Source organism: Leptothoe sp. ISB3NOV94-8A (assembly GCF_043421595.1).
GTDB lineage: Bacteria > Cyanobacteriota > Cyanobacteriia > Phormidesmidales > Phormidesmidaceae > Leptothoe > Leptothoe turfae.
In genome coordinates this window covers 274,305-293,422 of sequence record NZ_JAXSQW010000002.1, presented here as the reverse complement: position 1 = coordinate 293,422, position 19,118 = coordinate 274,305, and the positions used below count along the sequence as shown (strand labels likewise).

The 19,118-nt window shown below is 47.8% G+C and carries 15 protein-coding genes; 8 read left to right on the top strand and 7 right to left on the bottom strand.

Annotation, left to right across the window (positions count from 1 at the left end; genetic code table 11):
- Nucleotides 1-22 precede the first annotated feature (22 nt).
- On the bottom strand, nucleotides 23-2,818 hold the full coding sequence (locus SPB21_RS31770; RefSeq protein WP_163671420.1) for a GAF domain-containing protein: 2,796 nt from the start codon (nucleotides 2,816-2,818) through the stop codon (nucleotides 23-25).
- Between the two features lie 394 nt (nucleotides 2,819-3,212).
- Between SPB21_RS31770 and SPB21_RS31765 the strand changes: the two genes are divergently transcribed.
- Nucleotides 3,213-4,376: a quinone-dependent dihydroorotate dehydrogenase gene (locus SPB21_RS31765; protein WP_163671421.1), complete on the top strand. Its 1,164-nt coding sequence runs from the start codon at nucleotides 3,213-3,215 to the stop codon at nucleotides 4,374-4,376.
- Between the two features lie 324 nt (nucleotides 4,377-4,700).
- Here SPB21_RS31765 and dapB read toward each other — a convergent pair whose 3' ends face one another.
- The gene (gene dapB, locus SPB21_RS31760) at nucleotides 4,701-5,525 is read right to left on the bottom strand and encodes a 4-hydroxy-tetrahydrodipicolinate reductase (RefSeq protein WP_163699368.1); all 825 of its coding nucleotides are present in this window, start codon (nucleotides 5,523-5,525) and stop codon (nucleotides 4,701-4,703) included.
- A gap of 227 nt (nucleotides 5,526-5,752) precedes the next feature.
- Here dapB and SPB21_RS31755 point away from each other — a divergent pair, with 227 nt between their 5' ends.
- The 4 genes from SPB21_RS31755 to SPB21_RS31740 all read left to right on the top strand — a co-directional run bounded on the left by SPB21_RS31755 (nucleotide 5,753) and on the right by SPB21_RS31740 (nucleotide 11,801).
- Nucleotides 5,753-6,667, top strand: coding sequence for a Ycf66 family protein (locus SPB21_RS31755; RefSeq protein ID WP_499869041.1), 915 nt, complete (start codon nucleotides 5,753-5,755; stop codon nucleotides 6,665-6,667).
- A gap of 436 nt (nucleotides 6,668-7,103) precedes the next feature.
- Nucleotides 7,104-8,279 carry a response regulator gene (locus SPB21_RS31750; protein WP_499869039.1) on the top strand — a complete coding sequence of 392 codons (1,176 nt, stop codon included), beginning with the start codon at nucleotides 7,104-7,106 and terminating at the stop codon, nucleotides 8,277-8,279.
- 394 nt (nucleotides 8,280-8,673) lie between these two features.
- Nucleotides 8,674-11,517, top strand: a complete 2,844-nt coding sequence (ileS, locus tag SPB21_RS31745) for an isoleucine--tRNA ligase (protein ID WP_499869173.1) — start codon at nucleotides 8,674-8,676, stop codon at nucleotides 11,515-11,517.
- Nucleotides 11,518-11,627: 110 nt separating this feature from the next.
- Nucleotides 11,628-11,801 (top strand): hypothetical protein, encoded by a 174-nt coding sequence (locus tag SPB21_RS31740; protein WP_499869038.1) that lies wholly within the window; start codon nucleotides 11,628-11,630, stop codon nucleotides 11,799-11,801.
- A gap of 16 nt (nucleotides 11,802-11,817) precedes the next feature.
- Here the strand turns inward: SPB21_RS31740 and SPB21_RS31735 are convergent, their stop codons facing one another.
- From SPB21_RS31735 to SPB21_RS31725, 3 genes are all read right to left on the bottom strand, one after another.
- Nucleotides 11,818-12,423: a Uma2 family endonuclease gene (locus tag SPB21_RS31735; protein ID WP_490792973.1), complete on the bottom strand. Its 606-nt coding sequence runs from the start codon at nucleotides 12,421-12,423 to the stop codon at nucleotides 11,818-11,820.
- 202 nt (nucleotides 12,424-12,625) lie between these two features.
- Complete coding sequence (locus SPB21_RS31730; protein WP_499061986.1) at nucleotides 12,626-12,760, bottom strand: hypothetical protein; 135 nt, start codon at nucleotides 12,758-12,760, stop codon at nucleotides 12,626-12,628.
- Between the two features lie 229 nt (nucleotides 12,761-12,989).
- Nucleotides 12,990-14,024 carry a TIGR00341 family protein gene (locus SPB21_RS31725; RefSeq protein ID WP_163669668.1) on the bottom strand — a complete coding sequence of 345 codons (1,035 nt, stop codon included), beginning with the start codon at nucleotides 14,022-14,024 and terminating at the stop codon, nucleotides 12,990-12,992.
- 268 nt (nucleotides 14,025-14,292) lie between these two features.
- On the opposite strand from SPB21_RS31725, the gene SPB21_RS31720 reads away from it, so the two are divergent.
- On the top strand, nucleotides 14,293-14,712 hold the full coding sequence (locus SPB21_RS31720) for a phospholipid-binding protein (RefSeq protein WP_499061987.1): 420 nt from the start codon (nucleotides 14,293-14,295) through the stop codon (nucleotides 14,710-14,712).
- Nucleotides 14,713-14,809: 97 nt separating this feature from the next.
- On the opposite strand, the gene SPB21_RS31715 is transcribed toward SPB21_RS31720, so the two are convergent.
- Nucleotides 14,810-15,769 carry a sugar transferase gene (locus SPB21_RS31715; protein ID WP_499061989.1) on the bottom strand — a complete coding sequence of 320 codons (960 nt, stop codon included), beginning with the start codon at nucleotides 15,767-15,769 and terminating at the stop codon, nucleotides 14,810-14,812.
- Nucleotides 15,770-16,301: 532 nt separating this feature from the next.
- On the opposite strand from SPB21_RS31715, the gene SPB21_RS31710 reads away from it, so the two are divergent.
- The gene (locus SPB21_RS31710) at nucleotides 16,302-16,889 is read left to right on the top strand and encodes a GIY-YIG nuclease family protein (protein WP_163669680.1); all 588 of its coding nucleotides are present in this window, start codon (nucleotides 16,302-16,304) and stop codon (nucleotides 16,887-16,889) included.
- Nucleotides 16,890-16,971: 82 nt separating this feature from the next.
- Here SPB21_RS31710 and SPB21_RS31705 read toward each other — a convergent pair whose 3' ends face one another.
- Nucleotides 16,972-17,964, bottom strand: a complete 993-nt coding sequence (locus tag SPB21_RS31705; RefSeq protein WP_163703235.1) for an ABC transporter ATP-binding protein — start codon at nucleotides 17,962-17,964, stop codon at nucleotides 16,972-16,974.
- A gap of 369 nt (nucleotides 17,965-18,333) precedes the next feature.
- Between SPB21_RS31705 and SPB21_RS31700 the strand changes: the two genes are divergently transcribed.
- Nucleotides 18,334-18,981 (top strand): LexA family protein, encoded by a 648-nt coding sequence (locus SPB21_RS31700; RefSeq protein WP_163669684.1) that lies wholly within the window; start codon nucleotides 18,334-18,336, stop codon nucleotides 18,979-18,981.
- Nucleotides 18,982-19,118 lie beyond the last annotated feature (137 nt).

Sequence of the window (19,118 nt, the reverse complement as noted above, 5' to 3'; positions counted from 1 at the left end):
GAGGTTTTGCGTTCAAATCCCTCTAGTCCTGACCAATGGTATGAAGCCTATGCATTGGGAACATAACGGAGCTGCGAATCCGATTGTCTTCCAGTTTTTCTAGGATGAACTCACCGCCCAAACGGATCATCAGGGACTGACAAATCGCCAGATTTAAACCCGGCGGTCTATCCAACGGTGATTCTGCTAAATGATCCCGCTGATGATTTCCTTCGCTCAGCGCTTTGATGATAGCTTCATCTACATCGCCATCATCCGTAATTGACAGCTCAATCCAATGCTGTTCAAGGGGACGGCTCCAAACATCTACCCGACCTCTAGCTGGCGAACGTCGACAAGCTGCTGAAATAAGTTCATACAAAATAAACTCAATCTTCTGCATTTCACCCTGAAGGGCCAGGTTGCTATCGCAGTGCACCTGCGTCCAAAGCTGTTTCTTTTGCACCTGAGTTTGCACCCGCTTCATTAGACGGTTGAGTAAACCAATCAAGGGCACCTTGCGAGGATCGGACGCCATTGCCCACCGTTCTCGGCCTGTCAATCGTAATAATTCTTTTTCCATGCCTGCCAATCGACTTTCAACCGCATGGAAATAAGGTTGTTCGCTGATCTCAGGTAATTGTTTCAAATTAGCCAGCTGACGGCGCGACTCTCGAACCTGCCGCCGAATGTCATCCATGTGGTGGTGCTTATACCAATTCAGCTCTGTGAGCTGACTTTTCTGTTCGCGCAAACGATTGGTTAGCAATAAATGACGCCGACACCAGGCCAACTGATGTACCAAAACCGCTAGCATACTCATTTGTTGGTCAGAAAAGCGACGATCACCATGATCAGCCAGCACCATCGTCCCATTGAGCGTATGCTCTGGTGATGTCCTGAGAGCCACTACCAACAGCTGAGCATGGGCCGGACACCGCAACCATTGGCGAGTGACATCAGGCAGATCTTCAAATTCAAGCTGAATCACACCATCGGTTTGAATGGCCCAGTTAATCACAGCATCGCTCTCCACCAAGATCGGTGGATTATCCTTAGCTGCAAACTGCTGCTCCCGGATCACAGTGGAAGCTAACCGGGCTTCCTTTTGGCCATTTTCCCAAACGATCAAGGCCACCAGCGGCAAGCGTAAAAGCTGGCTAACGTGATGGGTGGCCGCCTGCTGAAGTTGCTCCACATCAAATGTACGCTGTAGGTTACGCAAGCCCCACTGCATGGTTTCATTCATCTGGGATTGCTGCTGAGCCTGTCGCTGCAAGGACCACTGATGCAAAACTAACCCAATTTGTCGTCCAACTGACTGCAGCAGATCCTGCTCTGTTTGATTCCAGCGTCGGCCATGGCTATCGGTCACCACCAGCACCCCTTCTGGAGCCTGACCGGGCGAAAGATTACAGGCCATCGCCGACTTCATCCCCATCTGTAAGAACTGAGGATGCCACGCTCGCAGCTTCAGATCGTTATCTAAATTTTCGATACAGACTGGTGCAGACTTTCGGGCTAGGAGCTGCCAATCAACGTCGTGAAGTGAGCGCCACATTCCCTGAGTGGGCTTGCTTTGGGTGCCATGGTGCTGATAACCCACCTCAAAACCACCACATTCTAGATCGGGTATAAGCACCAGTAAGCCATCAATTTCAAGGGTGGCAATCAGTTGCTCAGCGCATTGGGACATGACCGACTGCCAATCGCGATCGCCATGGATACTTTGGGCAATACCTACCGACAGCTGATGGTTAGCTTCTAGATCGGCCACCCGTTCCTGCAAGACCGATGTGGGCATCCCCAAGCTGACCACTTGAGCTGCTGCGGTTAAATAGCGTTTTTCTGGCACACTCCACTGACGGGGTTGGGTGGACTCCACCACCAAAAAACCCAGCAAGTCTCCCTGCATTAAAATGGGTGCCACTAATAAAGAGGACTTGCCAAAGGCCTGCTTCAGAGGTTCAATGACGGCCTCAGGATGAGAAAAGGTGTCTTCGCCAATAACAATCACATCACCACAAGATAGGGCCTGATAGACCTCTTGATAGCCACTGGCAGATAGCTGGGATACTCCAGGTTCTTGAGTCGCATAGGCATGGCGATTGTGGCCACCATTAGCTACCCGATGCCAGAAAAAGCGTTGTTGCGGCTCAAACCAATACCCACGGGTACGACTAGCCCCCACAAATCGGTGAGTAGCATCCACAATCGCCTGTAGTCTGGGCTCTAACTCTTGAATCGTCTCCAATTTAGCCAACAGCTGAAAGAATGGCTGGGAGGGACGTTTTTCTAGCTGCTGATAATAGTCTTTCTGATATCTGTGCAAGATGGTCGCAATGGTGGTGACCAAAATAGAAAACGTCTTTTTCTGCACACCAGATTTTAGAGACGCTCCCCGCCGACTGGCACCCAACAATAAAATGCCTAGACACTCATTCTGCCGCTGAATCGGAAAAATAATGGCGTCATGAATGCCGAGGCGCTTAGCAATGGCTTTCCACTCACCAGCCCGATGGGATTCTTGTAAATCATAAACAGCCGCCGGAGCACCTCGCTCTATCACCTGCTGCACGGCATCATCAGTCTGAAGGTTTATCTTTTGCCATAAAAAATTCTTACCGCTACCCAGAACGGCCATTTGAGTTGTCAAACTCTGGTCACCGGCATCATAGAGGCCAATCCAGGTGAGTTCATTGGGATAAAGCTGCTGCATATAGTCAGCAAGCTCGGTCAATTGGGTATCAACGGTATCCTGATCCCATACATTCTTGAGAACCTGACCCAAAGTGGCCAAATGCTGTTCACATGTCGCTGGGGGTATGGGGCTAACCATAAAAACTCAGATTTGGGAAACAGGCTACTGCCTGAATAGTAACGATGGAGGATATAGCTTAATTTAAGCTAGCCTGGCTCTCTAAAACATGCTATTTAATCAAATTGCTTAGGAAAATGAGTCACCATCGCGGCTCAAGCGGAATAGCTATATTGCAACAGGACATGGGTGGCATCAATCTATCGTTGACATTAGTTGGCTCTATCGTAACGGGGTCTAACGCTACTTATTGCCGATGGTTAAAAAGTCATACATCATGACTATCGTTCATCACAACTACCTAGTTATATCAGCAACCGACTCAACTAGCTGCTAACCCTAAACCAAATCAATCAACGCAACTAGTTTTCAAATTCAACGATATAATCCACAGGGCCATTTAGAAATATTGTTCGTGCTGCAAGACATCTATAAATCTAGCTTGCTTCCGTCGTTATTTCAGCACTTGAAAGCCGATCCAGAAGTGGTACATCACCAGACCATCAAGACATTGGCTTGGATAGCTGAACCACCCACCACCGCCCCCTACTGGACTCAACCTTTACGACGCTTTGCCCAGGCCTGGTGTGAAAATAGTTGCCAGGTTACTTCGCTGCGCTTGAGTCAGCAGCTATGGCAGCAATCTTTTGCCAACCCCCTGGGGTTAGCAGCTGGTTTTGATAAAGATGGGTTGGCAGCTGCTTGTTGGCCTTTGATGGGGTTTGGCTTTGCAGAGTTAGGGACGGTTACGTGCCATGCCCAGTCGGGTAATCCTAAACCTCGTCTGTTTCGTCTGCCGCAGGACCAGGCAGCTTTAAATCGCATGGGGTTTAATAATCAGGGCTCGACAGTACTCGCGGAACGGCTTAAGGCCTTACCCCTAACACCTGACTTTCCCAGGGGCATTAATTTAGGCAAGTCAAAGGTGACCCCCCTAGAAGAGGCGGCAGGTGACTATTTGCAAAGCTTTCAAAGATTGCAGGAGCACGGCAATTATTTTGTGGTCAATGTGTCGTCACCCAATACACCTGGGTTGCGATCGCTCCAAGCTAAATCCCAACTCGAACCCATTCTTGCCACCCTACAAACCGCCAATACTCAGCAAAAACCTCTGCTAATCAAGATCGCTCCAGATCTAGCCTGGGAAGACATCGACGATATTTTAGACCTGGCCCAGCAGCACCAGTTGGCAGGAATTATTGCCACCAATACCACCATTGCCAAGGACAAACTGGTGACCAAGCGTTTAGGCCAAACTGGCAATCTGGTTGTTGATGAAGCTGGCGGTATTAGTGGTGTTCCCGTCCGTCAGCGGGCAACTGATGTCATTCGATACATTTATCAAAAGACCAACGGACAACTTCCCATCGTCGGCGTAGGGGGTATTTTCACCGCTGACGATGCCTGGGAAAAAATCACCGCAGGCGCATCTTTATTGCAGGTATACACTGGCTGGATCTACGAAGGTCCGTGGATGGTGAAAAATATCCTACAGGGCCTATTGACCAAGCTCGACGACCATGGCCTAAATTCCATACAAGAAGCCATTGGGCTACATACAGGACACCCCAGCACGTAGGTTGGGTAGAGGCACGAAACCCAACATTACCGATCCCCCAAGGCAATTTCTTTCAAATACCAAGGAATACATCATGGGATGAATGAACATGAAAACCTTGATCGTTGCAATCATGCTTGTGGGAGGGTTAAGCCTGGTTGGCAGCATTTATTGGATTTCGAAATGTATCAATCTTGACACAGTCACCTACGGTGATTCAGAAGCCGCAAATTACAACTATTACTTACGGCAAACTGGGAAAATCCTGCAAAAACCAAAACAGCTCTGTGCAAGCGTTGACATTCCGTCACACATAAGAAAGTACGATTGAGAGATAATCCAGCCCTACAGAATCTTATCTAAGCCATACAAAAGCGACTTCAACGGTAATACCTTACGAATACTCAACAACACACCGGGCATAAAACATACCCGATCCATCGCATCGTGACGCAGGGTATACACCTGGCCAGGGGCACCAAACATCACCTCCTGGTGAGCCACCAATCCAGGCAGACGCACACTGTGGATGTTAATGCCTTCCTCCGTAGTGCCACCCCGTGAACCCTGAAGGGTTTCAGTTTCATCCACTTGAGGTGGGTTAAAGGACGGTTTTACTTCCTGAAGCATTTGAGCCGTTTTAATCGCCGTACCGCTTGGGGCATCGGCCTTGCGATTGTGATGCAGCTCAATGATTTCCACATGGTCAAAATACTCAGCCGCTTTCAGAGCCGCCTGCTGCATCAAAATTACCCCAATGGCAAAGTTAGGAATAATCAAACAGCCGACGCTGGCCTTTTCTGCAAACTCCGCTAGCTCAATAATTTGTTCAGATGTTAGACCAGTGGTACCGACTACAGGCCTCACACCATAGGCAATAGCTGCTCGCACCTGCTCATAAATTTTGGCTGGGTGAGTCACATCTACCATCACCGCATTGCCTGCACTTTGGGCCATCACCAGGGTGGCTTCCAAATCCGTCGTCACCGGTATTTCCAATGGACCACAGCCTGCGATCTCACCAATATCCTGACCAACGGCCTCAAGCTTACGATCCACGGCACCCACCAATTGCATATCATCGGCACCGGCAATAGCCTTGACAATCTCACACCCCATCCGGCCCATGGCACCATTAACTACGACAGGAATTTTCGACTGATTGCTCATGATGGTTCTGAGACGGAAGTACAGTCAGATATCTTACAACCGCAGTATGTAATTTTGAGTTTTGAGTTCTTAGCTTTGAGGTTCAAGTTCAATTGATTTCCGAGGCTACTGAGGTTTCAAAGACCTAATTCCAAACTTAAAATTCAAAACTCTACCTTCAAAACTCCCTCCTGTGGGGTCGTAATCGTTAATAATTAAGGCTGTTCATCACGCTGGAGTCGAAGCGGATGCTGGCAAATCTATTGGCGGTGATTGTTGGATTAGGTAGTCTAGGGTTTTATTTGGCAGCTTTTATTCTGCCAGAGGTACATCGTCGATCAGACTTTTTCTGGAGCGGTGTCGGCATGTTTTATGCCGTGGTGCTGTGGTATTGCGCCAGGCAAATGAGCGGCGCAGTACTGCTAGGGCAAACAGCTTCAGTTGGTCTACTGATATGGCTGGGATACCAAACTCTACTGCTCCGTCGCGAAACCACACCGACCGCACAGCAAACCCCCATCCGATTAGGCAAATCTGAACGCAGTCGCCTTAATGGCAGCGCCAGTCGTCCCATTGCCAAAGACTATGAGTTTGTAGAAGATGGCGTGGAGGATGCAGTCGATCAGGATGCCGATCCCAACAGTCCCATCTTGATCAAGCCGACGGCAGATGAATTTGCGCCCAAAATAGTTGTCCCTGCTGCAATTCCAAAGTCCCACATCGAGAAAGAAGACTCTCTGGAAGAAACCCTTCCAAAGGCGGAGAACCCACCTATTTCTCAAACAACCAAAAAGCGAGAAATACCAAATCCCATTGCTGCTGTCGGTATCTTCGTAGGCTGGCTTAAAGAAGTTGTCACGCCGAAAAAGAAAGAACCCAAACCCATGATTGAGCTGCCACCCAGGCCACCGTCCATACCTAAAGCGGACACCTTGTCAGCAACAACCGACATAGCTAACATAACCAATATATCCGATACATTAGAGACCGATACATTAGAGACTTCAGCTAGTGTTCCTGATGGTGACCAGCCAACCCCTCAAGAAGAAACTCTCGACACCTCACCTTCCCCTTCTTCAGGCACAGCAGCTTCAGCCAGTCTAGAACCTAGGGGCACAGATACTGAAGACAGCAACTGGCCTGATGATGACTTTTGGGACTAGTTTTCTCTAACTAAAATCTCTTCAATTTCCATTAAACAACAACCCGCACCTCAACAAGCTGTAGAGATGTACCAGATATTTGCGAAGACGTTATAAAGTCTCTTTAATATTAAACTTCATATGAGATTTACATAGACGTTTCTTAAGCCCTGCATGCCCGTAAATCGAACCATTTCTAGAGCTAAAAAATATACCAATCTCTCACGGACACAAACCATCTAAAAATGTTCCCCACGACTCAAACAGTCTGGCTTTACAAAGCTTATACCCAACACAATAGTCGTAAAACTTTATGAACCACCAGAGGAAAATACGCACATTAGCGTAATTATTATTTAAAGGAGCTTAAATACGAACATTCACTGTGTTCTTGTAGATTATAGTCAAATTGTTTACAAGAACGATTAAACAAGCCCGAGTATAGACAGTAAAAGTCATGAGAGCTGAAGTCGCTATCCCAAATGTAATTGTTTCCGAACTGGATAAGAAGATCCAGTTCGTTAAACAAAAGCATTTGACTGGCATCCTAGCGATTGAAAGTGACATGATCCATCAATGGCGCTTATATTTTTTGGCGGGGCAGTTAGTCTGGGCAAATACGCGTACCCATGCAAAGCGTCGCTGGTGTCGCCAGTTACTGCAACATCGTCCTGAGTTGCTCAAAAATGGCCTGAGTGCCTATCCCGCTGATTGGACCTATAGTCGGTTAGCTAGGCTAGTTATCTGTAAGAAATTCAATCGGCAGGTATTTTCACATATCGTGTCCGGGTGTATCTCAGAAGCGTTGTTTGATCTTCAGCAGCAGGGAACTTTAAGCTTTCAACAAACTGGGAAAGGATTAAGATATCGCATCAAATCTCAAAAAGCCTGCGATTTCTCCTATATAAATTTGCAAACCATCGGTATATGGGCCCAGGCAAAGCACAGGTGGCACCAGTGGGAAGAAGCCGGTCTCACCGCCATAGGTCCTAACGATGCTCTAGTGATACAAGACTTAGCCTCTCTAGAAGATCTAGCATCACCGCGACTCTTCAAATTATTGAGTGCGTTGGCCAATGGTCAGCAAACATTGCGAGATATAGCATTGAAGGCTAACCAGCCGCTACAGCCATTTGTGATGTCGATTTTGCCTCACATTCACAATCAGTCACTGCGGCTTAAGTCTGTGGAAGATAAGATTCCTCGTTCGGTAATCGCGCATCAAGAGGATGTTGTCTTTAAAATAGCGCAGGCAATTATCCCTAAGGACGCCAGAATTGTTTATGTGGATGACAGTCTGGCCAACAGTCAAACAATGGCAACCATTGTTGAAGCGGCGGGCTTTCGCTATAGCAACATTTCCGATCCGCTTGAGGTATTGAAACAGCTAGTTAAGCTCAAGCCAAAAGTAATTTTTTTGCAGCTGACGATGCCCGTGGTAAATGGTTACGAACTGTGTGCTCAAATTCGTCGGATATCAGGCTTTAAGGATACTCCCATTGTGATGGTAGGGAGTGAAAATAGTCTGGCTGAACGCATGCGGGCCAAGATGGTTGGGGCCTCGGAATTTGTGAGTAAACCAATTAAGCCCAAAAATGTGCTTAAGTCATTGATTGAACTCAACATGATTTGAGCAGTGCTGTTGAGAGACTATCTTTAAAGGCAGGGTAGCTCCGCTGTACTAGACAGATTGACATCAACCAGCTAAGACACCGTGTCACATGTGGTGGTAACCACTAAACTACGTCCAAGTTAGAACTTGTAGCTTCTTGTCAAGAAACACTACGGTTCTGAACTTGGACAATATGTATTCATAGGTCAGGCCCCAGCAGGCTTTGTATCTAGGATTTCCAGTGGCTGCTCAACGTAAAAAAACTAAAACTATTGAAGCTATAGGAAGTTCTAAGGCAGAATGACTGGAGCGTAGTAAATCCCCTTAGTTTTTTCCTTACATCGTGACTGACCCCAAAAGCGCCGACGCTAAGAGCTATAAGGACACCGTCCTACTGCCCAAGACCGACTTTAGTATGCGGGCCAACGCTGTTAAGCGTGAGCCAGAGCTGCAGGCATTTTGGGATGACAGCAAGATTTATGAAACGCTTTCCCAGGAAAATTCTGGGGATGTCTTTGTACTGCATGATGGACCGCCCTATGCCAATGGCAGTCTCCACATGGGCCATGCCTTAAATAAGGTGCTGAAGGACATCATCAATAAGTATCAGCTGCTGCGCGATCGCAAAGTCCGCTATGTCCCCGGCTGGGACTGCCACGGTCTACCCATTGAGCTAAAAGTACTGCAAACCATCGACCGCAAAGAGCGAGCCAATCTGACACCGCTGGAGCTACGCCAAAAAGCTAAGGAATTTGCCCTGGACACCGTCGAGAAACAAGCCAAGGGATTTCGTCGCTTTGGCGTATGGGGCAACTGGGAAAAGCCCTACATGACTCTGCAGCCTGAGTATGAAGCCGCTCAGCTAGACGTATTTGGTCAGATGGTCCTCAAAGGCTACATCTACCGAGGGCTGAAGTCTGTTCACTGGAGTCCGTCGTCACAAACCGCCTTAGCAGAAGCTGAGCTGGAATATCCCGAAGGCCATACCTCCCCCAGCATCTACGTCGGCTTCCCCATGGTGAGCGCCTCAGATACCGCAGAAAAAGCACTTTCCCCGTATCTCGATAATCTGGGTGTCGCCATCTGGACCACGACACCCTGGACAATTCCCGCCAACGTGGCCGTAGCGGTCAACTCAGACCTGGTTTACACCGTGGTAGAAGTCGCCTCCGGTGCCCCTTACAAATACCTCATCGTCGGTAAGGACCTGGTGGAAACCCTGGCCAATGTATTTGAAACAGACCTGACCCCCAAGGTCGACATCAACGGTGCGGACCTGGCAGGGTCTACCTATTACCATCCGCTCCACAGCAAAGAAGACAGCTTCAATCGTGAAAGCCCCATTGTGATTGGCGGCGACTACATCACCACCGAATCCGGTACTGGTCTGGTGCACACTGCACCCGGTCACGGGATGGAAGACTTTGGCGTCGGTCAAAAATACGGTCTCCCCATCCTCTGTCCAGTGGATGAGCGTGGTAATTTCACCACTGAAGCCGGGAGCTTTGAAGGTTTGAACGTTCTAAAAACGGCTAACGAAGCACTGATCAAGGCACTGACCGAAGCCAATACGCTTCTGAAACATGAACCCTACGTCCACAAGTATCCCTACGATTGGCGAACTAAAAAACCCACCATTTTCCGGGCTACTGAGCAGTGGTTTGCCTCTGTGGAAGGGTTCCGCGATGAAGCCCTGAAAGCCATCTCGGATGTGCAGTGGATTCCGGCCCAGGGCGAAAACCGGATTACACCGATGGTGGGCGACCGTTCTGACTGGTGCATCTCTCGTCAGCGCAACTGGGGTGTGCCCATCCCAGCCTTCTACGATGAAGAGACTGGTGAAGTATTGATGAATCAAGAAACCATTGCCCATGTCCGAGGTATTTTCGCTGAGCATGGTTCTGATGCTTGGTGGAGTATGCCCGTTGAGGAACTACTGCCCGAGAGCTATCACAACAACGGCCATACCTATCGCAAAGGCTTCGACACCATGGACGTATGGTTTGACTCAGGCTCTTCCTGGGCAGCAGTCGCCGATCAGCGAGATGCCTTGAAATATCCGGTAGACCTATACCTGGAAGGCTCTGATCAGCATAGGGGTTGGTTCCAGTCGAGCTTGCTCACCAGTGTGGCTACCCATGGCTGTGCCCCCTACAAAACTGTACTTACCCATGGCTTTGCCCTGGATGAAAAGGGCCGCAAGATGAGTAAGTCCATCGGTAACGTGGTGGACCCCTATGAAATCATTGAGGGTGGCAAGAACAAGAAACAGGATCCGCCTTACGGTGCTGACGTACTACGGCTGTGGGTCTCCTCAGTGGACTATTCCTCCGATGTCCCCATCGGTAAAAACATCCTTAAGCAGCTGGCGGATGTGTACCGCAAGATTCGTAACACATCCCGATTCTTGTTGGGCAACTTGCATGATTTTGACCCAGCCAAAGATGCTGTTCCCTATGACCAGCTGCCCAGTTTAGATCAGTACATGCTACATCGGATGACCGAGATCTTTGCTGAGGTGGAGACTGCCTTTGACACCTATCAGTTCTTTAAGTTCTTCCAGACGGTGCAGAATTTCTGTGTGGTGGATCTCTCCAACTTCTATCTGGATATTGCTAAGGATCGTCTCTACATCAGTGATGCGGCATCTCTCCGAAGACGTAGCTGTCAAACGGTACTGGCAGTTGCCCTGGAGAATTTAGCCAAGTCCATTGCCCCTGTGCTGTGCCACATGGCAGAGGATATCTGGCAGTTTATGCCCTATGAGACCGGCACTAAATCTGTTTTTGAAGCGGGTTGGTTAAAGATTGATCCGCAGTGGAAAAAGCCTGAACTGGCGGATACCTGGAACCAGCTGAGGGAACTACGGGACGAGGTGAACAAGGTGCTGGAACAGGCGCGTTCTGCAAAAGATATTGGTTCGTCGTTGCAGGCGAAAGCGCTGATCTACATTGCTGATGATCAACTGAGAGAACAGTTAACGGCGATGAATCCCAGTGATGCGATCGCACCCAATTCTAGCCATGTGGATGAGGCTCGATATTTGTTCTTGGTGTCCCAGGTAGAGGTCTTAGACAGTGTTGATAGGCTGAAGGACATTAAGTATCGCAGTGAGTCGGATGCCTTTGGCATTGGCATTGTGGATGCGGATGGGAAAAAGTGCGATCGCTGTTGGAATTATTCCACCCATGTGGGCGAGTCGGCGGAGCATGAGACCATCTGCGAACGTTGCGTAGAGGCATTGGATGGCAAGTTCTAACCCTGAGCGATGATCAAGGTATAGTCCGGTTAGCTTGACTACAGATGCCGTATAGCAAATTTAGCTTACAGAAAGTACAGTAAGAGTCTGGCCTCAATGTTCATGAAGCCATGCGTTTCTTACCACAGTCGGAAAAAACAATCTATGGCTGTGTTACTAACGGTGAACTCTGGAAATTTCTCAAGCTTCAGGGGACTGATTTGACCATTGATTTAGAAGCCTACTGCCTGGAACCACTAGAACGTTTGCTAGGTATTCTGATCTATTTGGCCTGTGAGGAATAGGAACATCAATATCTCCTTACCAGACCTTAGCCATCGGTAACGTAAATCCAGGTAATTCTGGATCGCCACTGACCGCATCAGGGTTTTCAAGTATTTGAGGAGTTTGACCAGGTTGATAAATATGAACGGTACGGTGCTTGCGGTCAATCAACCAGCCCAGGGATACACCATTATCGATGTATTCCTGCATCTTACTTTGTAGACCACTCAAGGTATCGCTGGCTGACCGTAGCTCGATGACAAAGTCTGGTGCAATCGGGGCGAAGGAAGCTTTTTCTTCGTCGGTTAAGGTGTTCCAACGGTCGGCGTTGATCCAGGCGGCATCGGGTGAGCGGGTGGCTCCGTTAGGTAGGGTGAAGCCTGAACTGGAGTCAAAACCGAGGCCGGTGCCATCCTGCTCTGCCCATATGCCTAATCGAACGGCTAGGTTAAAGTTACGATTTCCCGTATCTGAAAAGGCGGGAGGCATAATCACGACATCCCCTGTGGCGGTGCGTTCGATGCGTAAGTCGCGGTTGGCTTGGCAAAAGGCGTAGAATTCTTCGCGGCTCATGGGGGCAACCGTAGGTAGTGATACGGTTAAGGGATGGGTTTCGGTTTGGATGAGTAGGGTGGTGGTCATGGTTATGAGCCCTCATGCCAAGCAATTATGTTTAGATTTTAGCTTGCCAATAGGTTGGGGTTGTTGGTTCTTGGTTTTCAGTAGTTTCTCAATTTTTTAGATTATTGGGTGGATGGCTGGGCGATAGCATTGCGGAGGAGGGTAATCATTTCTGTACGTATTGGCCAGATTGTTGTGCGCCGTGGCATAGGACGGATCGAGGTCAAAAGGTATATCTCCCCTGTAGTGCTTTTAACCGTCCTTCCAGACCCGTTTGCACATTCACCATCGCCCCCAACAAATCCATCTGCGACCGCCGCAACATTGCCAGGACAAAGGTAAGCTGCTTATCTGGCAAGGGTCTTCGGGGTATCCAAACAATGTTTTAGAAACCGTTCACAAGTCTCTTTAATCACCCGATCTCGCTCGCTAGTTTCTCCATCTTTTCTCGGCACCGGAGCCCCAATTTTAGTGATGGGCTTCCCCTTTGCACACATCGCCGCCACCAGATCCATCACAAAGGGAATACCTAAACGAAACTCTGCAATGGATTTCGCTTCACTTTCGGCTAAAGATGTCTTACGATATTACTCTTCGCCATCTGGCTCACCGCTGGCAGGCTGCACTTCTTCTTTGGTGACTTCCTGCACCTCGCTGACCTCAAAAATTAATCGAAACGGTCGGTTCATGCGATCAGCTACATATTGCTCAAGTAATCCCACCTGGGTAGGCGTTACCGGCTCTACGCTATACACCGTCAACCGCACCTCCGGTGGGCTGGGCAACCAATCAATATCAAGGTCGATCAGCTCTAACCGTTGAAACGTGACTGTGCCATTCACCAATGCATCGCGAACACTATCTTCGGCTCGGTTCTGGCGCACTAACTCCACCAAACTCAGGGCCAGTGGAATCACTAATGCCCCTGTGATGATTAACACATATCGCAACGACTTACGCGCTTTTTGAAACGGTGCATACCCTGTTAGCCAAAAGGCCAACATACAGGCCAGGGTAATACCGATCAGATTGGTCACATACAGTAAGGTCGCACCCTGACTCAGGGCCATTTTTCCCTGGGCTAACCCTAACCCAATCACACAGACTGGCGGCATTAAGGCCACTGCGATCGCAGTTCCCGCCAACGTACTCGATATCTTCGGCTGCACCTTGGCAAATCCGCTAATTCCACCTGCCGTAATTGCAATGCCCAGATCCAGTAGCGTTGGTTCTGATCGCGCCCACACTTCCGAACCATATTCCGAGAGACCTAGCATGAAGCCTAGAGCCGTGGATAGTGCGATCGCAAGTATCGTACCCACTCCCAGCGCCTTGGCACCTTCCGTAATCAGCTCAATATCACCTTCCAAAAAACCAAAGGCCATGCCCCGAATCGGTAACATCAGCGGTGCCACCAGCATTGCCCCTATGATTACCGCCGCACTATTTGAAAGGAGACCCAGCGTCGCAATGATACAGGCACCAATGGTCATGACCACATAGTCACGATTTAGCTCTGAATCATCCATGAGGCTATCGCGCATGTGCTTTAGCGCCATGGGGGATACTCGTCGCCCACCAAAATAGCGATTCGTTACCGTTTTCAGCCCGTCTCGTACCATGGTTCGCTTCGGCGAAAACATCTATGCAACCGTGTTCAGACTATAGCAAGTTCCTTAGCAAGTTCCTTCAATGTTCATCGTGACGATTACGTACTGTAGAAATTGCATACCCTAGAAAATCTGCCATCCGGCGCAGAAAAATACGCGATTAGACGTCATTAAGGTTATTTGTTTCTGAAAATGTCGATGGGATCAGAAGTCGACCGGTACCCTGATCAATGTGAGGCATTTGTTCTACTCACTTGTGGTATTCACGTAGGAAATTTTCATGGGTTTTCTAAAACGTATCTTTAAGCAGGACAAGCCTGCAGGCGCTAGTATTACCGCTGGTCGTCGCCCTGGTGCCAAAAAAGCTTCCACCCCTAAAAAGACTGCTGCTGCTCCCACTGCCGCTGCTGCCAATAACGCACCTTCATCTTCACCCGCAGCAGAGAACGAAATTCCACTGTGCAAAATTGGCCTCACAGGTGAATTTGATGAAAGTGGTCTAGCTAAGCGGGTCACCCTGGCCTTTGATGAAGATTCTCAGCTGGATGATGTCGAAACTCTATGGGTAGCGCAGCTCAGCAGCAAAGTAGTGCTCAAGGGCAAAGTTCCCAGCCAGGCTATCCTCGACAAAATGATTGCTGTTGCTAAAGACGTTGATGGTGCCACTGCCGTTGACACTAGCCAGGTAGACATTGGCTAATTTGAGCCTTTAAAAATTTTCAATTCAACAGAGAAGGGGGTGAACCTGGGTTCACCCCCTTCTTTTCATTTTTATCTAGGTGTTAATCTTAAAAGCTTTAGTGAGCTCCAGATTTTTTGCTAAACAAAACCAGAACCGTTTTGACAATTAGCTTAATGTCATAGAAGAAGCTCCAGTTTTCCTGATAGCGCAGGTCTAACTTAATCACATCCTCAAACTTAGTGATGCTAGAGCGACCGTTAACCTGCCATTCTCCAGTCATTCCTGGCTTGACATTTAGACGTTGCCACTGGCCAACTTCATATTGCTCAATCTCATCAGGTGTGGGGGGTCTTGTACCCACAAGGCTCATATCCCCCTTGAGCACATTCCAAAATTGAGGAAACTCATCTAAGCTGGTTTTGCGAAGGAAACGCCCAATCTTAGTGATTCGGGGATCGTTTTCATTCTTAAATAGTGGGCCTTCCACCTGGTTAGAGACCTCGCTCTTACGAGATTCGGCATCCGTTACCATCGAGCGGAATTTCCAAATCTTAAACCGCTTACCTAGCCAAGAGCAGCGGGTCTGAGCAAAGAAAATAGGACCTCCATCATCCAGCTTAATAATGATTGCAACTGGTACACAAACCAGAGCAGTCAAGAATAATCCTACAAAGGCTCCTACGATGTCTAGCGTGCGTTTTGCTTTGGAATTTACTGAAGGATGAGTTTCAGGTAAAACCTGATCTTCAGGATTGGAATCTTCCTCAGCAGCAAGGGTAATGTCAAATACCTTATCTAGTTCAGTTAATGACAGCACCATCATGACCTGGGCGGGTACATTGACCAATCGCAACCTGGCACCTTTAGCCGCACATAGGCGATGGCAAATCACCAAAGCGCCAATGCCACTACTGTCAATAAATCGGGTTGCCGAAAAATCCAGTACCAACTCAGATAAATCAGGCTGCTCGGCAAAAAGCGTCTGACACTGCTGCTTAAATGCTGTTGCTTCAGCTACTGCCATACTGATGGGCAGCTGAATAGTTTGAAACTCCGATTGGACCAACGCTGACATAGGAGAGGATGTCTTAACACTATCGACCATAATCTAATAGCAATATTTACAACAGACTAGTAGAACAATCGGCAACCCTAGATTGCCCAAAAGTTCCATCAGACGGGTTATCTATATACTGTTCGCCTTGTTTAGCCTAACGAATAAACATCGAGTGATTACTCACGCAATTCGGCATTTACTCGGTAGCCACCCTCTGCTCTAACCAATTTTAAGTAGTAACAACAAAACCCGACTTGATAAAAGGTAGTGTCTACAAAATCAATATAAACTTGCCCTTAGATTCGGTAGTTTTCTTCACAATGGGAGTTACTTTTGCATCACAGTGGAGGACGTGTCATTACTCAGAACGTTAATAGGCCGATGTCGATACCTATCAATACATGGTGAATCGTTAACTTTCCAGATTAAATCTACTGCCATCTCTGCAATGTTCTTGTAAAGCAGGTATTCTTGATGCTAGATACAGAGGTATGATTGCCTTTTAGAGGCATGATTACGCCATATATAGCGTCGAGCTTGGAGTAATTCCATGGGCAATCGTAACCAACCCTCCCTACTGAATGACGAGGTTCAGCGGGCCGTTAGTCAGTCTCGATTCCAAAACTTACAGTCTCAAACTACCTTGAGCCATAGCGAGCTCGTTGCTTGGAAATGTAAAGTTGCTACATTTCAGATGTCCGTACAAGCGACACCCATAATGGAGCAAGCTTGTTTGTTTGAAGCAGCTCGTGATCCTGGCGAGGATATCGATCCGTTTACTTTACCTCAGCAAAATACGGAATTTTGGCGCTGGCAGTTTAGTGATGTGGGGGTGGCAGCCCTCTATTTTGTCATTGATTACAAAAGTGAGTTGCTGTTGTATGTGGGCGAAACCGTCAAATCAAATCAGCGTTGGAAAGGGGAACATGATTGTAAACGCTATTTAATGAACTATCGCCATGCGCATTATCATCATGGTCTTGACAGCCAGTTAGGTATAGCGTTTTGGCGTCATGCTCCTGCTGAACGCCGCCCTCGCCAGGCGATTGAATCAGCTCTCATATATAAGTGGCGCTCGCCATTTAATAAGGAAAATTGGAAATTTTGGGGAACTCCTTTTATTGGTGAAGGTGGCTAATCTTCAGGTAAGGGGGGAACTCCCTTTATTGGTGAGGGTGGCTAATCTTCAGGTAAGGGGGAGAGTTTTGATGGTGATGTTTTTAGTTACGAACAATCTCAAGCCCAATATCAAATACTCGCCCGATGACATCTTCTATGGGGGGATCGGTAACGGTTAAATCATGGACTGGCAATTGGGCTAACACTTGGGATACGGTTTTGGTCAGGTCTTCTCTACGCACTAAAAGAACAACTTTGCAACCATCGATAGACTGAATTTCACCATAGGGTTCTAAAGAGGCAGCGGGAATTTCTTGGGCAAGCTCAGCAGTCACTTCACGATAGGGGGCAAACTGCTCAATCAGACTGTTCAAAGACCCATCATAAATGAGTTGTCCTTGATAAATGAGTAAAACGCGATCGCAAAGCGCCGTAATATCAGCCATATAATGACTCGTTAGAACAATGGTTGCCTGGTAACGCCGGTTATAAGCCTGCAAAAAATTTCGCACCGCCATTTGGGCATTGACATCCAGTCCCAATGTGGGCTCATCTAAAAACAACACCTGAGGATGATGTAATAGAGCTGCTAACATTTCAGCCTTCATCCGTTCTCCCAAAGATAACTTACGGACAGGCTGTGTAAGTTTATCGGTCAGGTCAAGCATCTTAGACAGTTCATGGATGCGATCGCGTAGCTCTTGGTGGGATAGCCCATAGATCGCCCCATTAATCCGCAGTGAATCTAGGGTCGGTAAATCCCAAATTAGTTGCTGCTTTTGTCCCATGACCAGAGTGATGTGCTCCAAAAAAGAACGCTGACGCTGAAAGGGGATCTGCCCAGCCACGCTTACCTGGCCAGACGATGGATAAATTAATCCGGTCAGCATTTTTAACGTTGTGGTTTTACCGGCTCCATTGGGTCCCAAAAAACCAACCACTTCCCCTGGTTCTATGGAGAACGATACATTATTGACAGCCTTGACCTGACGATATTGACGCTGGAAAAAGTGACGTAATGTTCCAGCTAGGCCAGGTTGCTTAATGGCCACTGGATAGACCTTGGTTAGGTTTTTCACTTCTATAGCAGGCATAGGTTCTGTAACATAGTTAGTAGCAGGTTAGTAACAATGAGTCTCTAGCCAATGAATTCTGGTGTGGACTCTTTATATGATGCAGCTTATATGATGCAGCAACAATCTGATTTAAGCTGGCGTATTGCAGGCTGCTAAATATTTTCCGTCAGCATCGAAAGTCGATGTCGGTGTGAATACTAAGCACGACAACAGTCAACTACACAGAAGAAAACCGATAAATCAGCGGATAGAATACCTCAAAGCATTGAGCACCTCTTCTAACTTACGGTCAGGCGCAGTAGTGTCTATTTTTGATTTTTTTCAAAACCCCTAGTCACTGATAGGACAATTGAACTACAATACATTTGTCCTATACGATGTTGACCCATGGCTGTCCGCAAACCCCACGGAACTGTACTCAGCTTCATCGAAGCGTACTGGCGCAAACATCAGAACAGCCCTACGGTGAGAGAAATTACCACCGGTACAGCTCGCTCCCATGGCAGCATTCAAAACAGTCTGAAATGGTTAGAGCGAAACCAATATATTACTCGTCGCAAACGTACATCACGGGGTATTAAGGTCGTTAACTTCGAAGCCTACGACATTCCTCCCACTGAACTATCAGAGTTAGAAGGAATACCCATTCGCGGTGAAATTGCAGCCGGTTATTGCCACGAGCCTGCTACAGAAGACCATGGGTATCTCAACATTGAGTACAACGGGCGTAAGCCCAACGATTATGTCCTGAAAATTTCAGGAGATAGTATGGTGGGTGCCGGTATTCCTGATGGAGCCTATGTCGGCATTCGACCTGTAGCTGATGATTACCAACCTGGGCCTGGTGAGATTGTTGCAGTTTATGTGGAAGGCCAAGGTGCTACCCTAAAACATTTTTTTCAAAAAGAGTCAGTGGTTGTTTTAGAGGCTGCCAATCCTAAGTATGAGCCGCTGATCTTTGATCTGGATGATTGTGAGTTACGGGTGCAAGGGACTCACATTTTTACCCACTGGCAGTCAACAGCGCTTAGTTAAAAGACAGATAGGTTCACCCTAAACGCTGTCTCTTTTCTAGAACTGATCGATCAATTTTGTATCAGAAAGAACTTTGTATACTGTAATTTTTTGAAGTTATCTACCGACAGGTGACTATTCTGTCCATAAGTTCATCC